The organism is Polaromonas sp. P3_C2, assembly GCF_056402675.1.
Genome location: NZ_JBFUGX010000451.1, coordinates 1 through 3,460, shown reverse-complemented (window position 1 = coordinate 3,460; position 3,460 = coordinate 1). Strand labels below are relative to the sequence as shown.

General features: G+C 61.4%; 4 protein-coding genes. 1 reads left to right on the top strand and 3 read right to left on the bottom strand.

The annotated features are described in order from the left end of the window. Both AC1DWI_RS16990 and AC1DWI_RS16985 read right to left on the bottom strand, forming a co-directional pair. The coding region (locus tag AC1DWI_RS16990; RefSeq protein ID WP_477725269.1) for a DsbC family protein at positions 1–554 on the bottom strand (554 nt) is incomplete at its 3' end. A 27-nt stretch (positions 555–581) separates the two neighbouring features. After that, positions 582–1,703, bottom strand: coding sequence for an FAD-dependent monooxygenase (locus tag AC1DWI_RS16985; RefSeq protein WP_477668353.1), 1,122 nt, complete (start codon positions 1,701–1,703; stop codon positions 582–584). A 93-nt stretch (positions 1,704–1,796) separates the two neighbouring features. On the opposite strand from AC1DWI_RS16985, the gene AC1DWI_RS16980 reads away from it, so the two are divergent. Further along, the gene (locus tag AC1DWI_RS16980) at positions 1,797–2,708 is read left to right on the top strand and encodes an MOSC domain-containing protein (RefSeq protein ID WP_477668352.1); all 912 of its coding nucleotides are present in this window, start codon (positions 1,797–1,799) and stop codon (positions 2,706–2,708) included. Here the strand turns inward: AC1DWI_RS16980 and AC1DWI_RS16975 are convergent. Continuing rightward, positions 2,696–3,460: diguanylate cyclase domain-containing protein (locus tag AC1DWI_RS16975; RefSeq protein WP_477725268.1), on the bottom strand; the 765-nt coding region annotated here is incomplete at its 5' end. The two genes, AC1DWI_RS16980 and AC1DWI_RS16975, sit on opposite strands and share 13 nt — an antisense overlap.

Genomic DNA, 3,460 nt, shown 5'->3' with positions numbered 1-3,460 from the left:
GCCGCAGGCACGGTGTTGCGCAGCATCCAGTCGTTCCATGACTTCGCCTTGTCCTTGGCACACCAGATGTGGCGCGACTTGGCGACGGAGTCCGGTCCGAGCACGGGGTACAGGAAGAGATAAACGGTGACGTTGTCGACGGTGGTCAGGTCCCGTTCGAAGTGTTTGCAGTAGCCGCAATTTGGGTCTTCAAACACCGCCAGCCTGCGTTTCCCCTCACCGCGAACAATCTTGAAAGCGTCCTTCAAAGGGAGTTTGTCGAAATCGACTGCACTGAGTTTCCCGATGCGTTCCTCGGTCAGGTTTTTTTTGTTTTTTACATCGAGAAGTTGACCCTGCAACAGGTAGTTACCTTGCTCGTCGGTATAGAAAATTTCGAAGCCAATACGTACCTCATAGAGGCCGCCCATCGGTGTTTTGGTGACTTCATCGATTTTTGCAAAAGCCGGAAATTTCTCTGACAGGTTTTTGCGGATGACGGCTTCCTGCGCAAAAACAGGAACCAGGCTGAACGCCGCCAGACTGAGCAGACCGATCAATTTCACTATTTTCATTTAAGTTCCAGTCTGTTTCTCAGTCATTCATAAACCCGCGGCTTGCCGCGTCAGCCAGGCCTTGAGCAAACCGCTTCGCTCAAACCCCTTCATGCCCCAATTGCGCAGGGCCTGCCAGCGCCCATCGGTTTGCGCAAAAATGCCATGCAAACCGTCGGTGACCGCGCCCATTGCCGCTACGTCGGCCTTGCGGGCCCTTTCGTAGCGCCGCAGCAGTTTTTCATCACCCAATCCGCGCCAATACTCACGCTGTGAAATCACCCCGGCCAGGCAAGCCGCATCGGCCAGGCCCAGGTTCAAGCCTTGACCGGCCAGCGGGTGCACCGTGTGCGCCGCATCGCCCGCCAAAGCCCAGCCGGGGCCGACCCAGTGCCCGGCGCTGGACAGGGAAAGCTGCCAGCTTGCCCGCTCGCTTGTCAGGCGCAGGTTACCGGTCTCTTCGCCGCACACGGCCTTGAGGGTGTTGCAAAATTCTTCCGCGGGCATTTTTTCGAGCAGGGCGGCCCGCTGTACAGGGACAGACCACACCAGCGCCGCCAAGTTCCCGTTGGCACCCGATAAAGGCAAAAGAGCCAGTATGTCGCCGTGGGTAAACCACTGGCGGGCAATGCCGCCATGGGGCTTGTCCAGCTCAAGCCGTGCTGCGACGGCCTTTTGCGGATAGGGCTTGATGGTCCAGTTGACCGGCCGGATCTGGGCGAACTCATCACGGCTGGCGCTTTTCTGGCCTTCGCAGATCACGTTGAGCGCGGCCTTGGCAGGCGCGTCCACCGTCTCGATTTGCGGCTGGTAGCGAACTGCCTGGCTCAATTGCTGCTCCAGCGCCGGGACATCCACAATCCAGGCCAGCGCTTCCTGGCCGACACTGCGCGCCGTGAAATCCAGCTTGCCGCCGTTGTCTCCCCAAACCTGCATTTCGACCACCGGCGTGGCAAAGGCCGTGTCGGGCCAGGCGCGCAGGGTTTCCAGCACGCTGCGAGACGCGCTGTTGAGGGCGTAAGCACGCACGTCGGGCATGGTGTGCATCCCCGGCGGCCTTTCAGGCCTGGTGACCAAAGCTACGCGCAGGCGCTCGCGCGCCAGCAGCAGGGCCAGTGTGCGGCCTACCACACCATCGCCGCGAATACAGACATCAAAGGTCTTGGACATGGCCCATTTTAGGAGGCAGGGCAAAATTGGTGCTTTGGGCAAACAATTACTGCGCGGTTTCTGGCCGTGCATCTGAACCTAAAGGCTTGAAAAGTGAGCGATCCATTGAACGAAACATTACCGGCCGACGCACCTACTGACCTCAGGGCCGTGATTTCGCGCCTTTATGTGTATCCGGTGAAATCCTGTGCCGGCGTGCAGGTGCAGGAAGCCCTGCTGACTGAAACCGGGCTGGAATTTGACCGTGCCTGGATGGTGGTGGACAGCAAGGGCGAATTCCTGACCCAGCGTGAATTGCCGCGCATGGCATTGATCAGGCCCCAGCTGAGGCACCACGACATGGTGCTGCGTGCGCCCGGCATGCTGGCCCTTCACATTGCGCTGGACCAGGTGGAAGAGCCCGTTCGCGTGCAGGTCTGGAAAGACGAAGTCCAGGCGTATGACATGGGTGCCATCGCGGCGCAATGGTTCACCGACTTCCTGGGCCAGGCTGCACGCCTGGTGCGGTTTGACCCCGAACACAAGCGGGTTTGCAGTCCGCAGTGGACCGGCGATGTGGAAGCGCTTAACCAGTTCAGCGACGGTTACCCGTTGCTGGTACTCAGCGAAGCCTCATTGGTGCATTTCAACGAAAAGCTGGTGGCTGCCGGCACCCCTGCGGTGGGCATGGAGCGCTTTCGTCCAAACATCGTGCTGGGCGATGCCGCTGGTGCCGACAGTCTGGCGCCGCACGATGAGGACCGCATTGAGGTGCTGCAGGTTGCCACGGCGCAAGGCGTGGTCCAGCTCAAGCCGGTCAAGCCCTGTCCGCGTTGCCCGATTCCGAATATCGATCCCGCGACGGCTGTCAGCAGCCCGGAAGTGGGCGACATGCTGCAAACCTATCGCCAGGATGCGCGGGTGAACGGCGCGCTGACGTTCGGCATGAATGCCATTGTGCTGGCGGGCATTGACCACCAGCTCAAGGTGGGCCAGCCGGTGGGTGCGAGTTATCAGTTTGAATGACTCTTGACCGCCCGCAGGGGCGGCGGGGCGTGGGCGGCCGTGGACGCAGGGAGCGCCTCTGGCGCCTGCGGACCGCTTGAGAGGCTGTCCAGCGTTGATTCGGCGTCCAGCGGCATGGGGTGTGTCAACTCCGGCTCGAGAAAGCGGATGGGGCGGCGGGTGCGAGCCGCCATGCTGTGCAGCAGGTCGGCCAGGGCCGTGGAAATTTCCTCGTGGCTGCCAAGGCGCTCGCTCAGCAGCACGCCCGCGACATGAAATTGCAGAACGACCTCCGGTTTCAGGCCCTTGAGCGGCATGAGGCCGGCCGCGATCAGGCGTGCCGCCAGGTCGGTGACTGGCGGGCGTGATTCAACGCCTTCAAGAATGAGGCCGAAGCGCGCCTCGTCGATGCGCCCCACGGTGTTGACATCGCGCAGAAGCCGGCGCAACTTGATCACGCTTCGCAGCAGGCTTTGCTCGGCCACCGCTGTGCCCCAGGTTTTCTTGATATACCGGTAGTTGACCAGCTCGATGTACACCACAGCCGCCGGCTCTTTGTGGCGCTGCGCCCGGCTGACCACCTGCTTGAAGCGGTCGTGGAAAAGATGTGCGGCGAGCAGGCCGGTGAGGGCGTCCTGGCTGGACATGGCCTGCTCGCGCGCTTCCACTGCGTGGCGCTCATGTGAGCGCGTGTTCAGCGCCACCAGCAGCAGGGGCACCTCAATGGTCAGCGCTGCCATCAGGCCGTAATGAGACAGCCACGACAGGGAAAA

What these genes read in the sequence shown, in the direction of transcription:
- AC1DWI_RS16985 (WP_477668353.1), bottom strand. Translation starts at nt 1,703, where the DNA reads ATGTCCAAGACCTTTGATGTCTGTATTCGCGGCGATGGTGTGGTAGGC.